Source organism: Notoacmeibacter sp. MSK16QG-6, from assembly GCF_024158145.1.
In the GTDB taxonomy this organism is placed as follows: Bacteria; Pseudomonadota; Alphaproteobacteria; order Rhizobiales; family Rhizobiaceae; genus Notoacmeibacter.
In genome coordinates, this window is record NZ_JAMYXM010000015.1 from 1 (window position 1) to 654 (window position 654).

Consider the following 654-nt stretch of genomic DNA (forward strand, 5'->3'; position numbering starts at 1 on the left):
TCAAAGGATGCTCTGTCCGGTTTTTTTCCAGTCAGCGGTGAAGGCGTCGAGGCCCTTGTCGGTCAGCGGATGCTTGACGAGGGTGTGGAGCGTGGAGGGCGGCACGGTCGCCACATCGGCGCCGATCATCGCCGCTTCCTTGACGTGGTTGATGGTGCGGATCGAGGCCGCCAGGATCTCGGTCTCGAAATCGTAATTGTCGTAGATCGTGCGGATCTCGCCGATCAGGTCCATGCCGTTGACGCCCGTATCGTCCAGACGGCCTATGAACGGGCTGATGAAGGTCGCGCCGGCTTTCGCCGCCAGCAGCGCCTGGGCGGCCGAGAAGCACAGCGTCACATTGACCATCTGGCCGTTGCCGGTCAGCACCTTGCAGGTCTTCAGCCCGTCGAAGGTGAGCGGCACCTTGATGGCGATATTGTCGGCGATCTTCGCAAGGACGTCCGCTTCCTTCATCATCGTGTCATGATCGAGCGCCGTGACCTCGGCGGAGACCGGGCCGGAGACGATGGAGCAGATCTCCTTGGTCACCTCCTTGATGTCGCGGCCCGCCTTGGCAATCAGCGAGGGATTGGTCGTCACCCCGTCCAGCATGCCCAGATCGTTCAGCGTCCGGATCTCGTCCACATCGGCGGTATCGACAAAAAATTTCAT

1 protein-coding gene is annotated in these 654 nt (G+C 61.2%); it reads right to left on the bottom strand.

From position 1 onward, the window contains the following. Positions 1-654 carry a fructose-6-phosphate aldolase gene (gene fsa, locus NIM86_RS17155; RefSeq protein ID WP_253383924.1) on the bottom strand — a complete coding sequence of 218 codons (654 nt, stop codon included), beginning with the start codon at positions 652-654 and terminating at the stop codon, positions 1-3.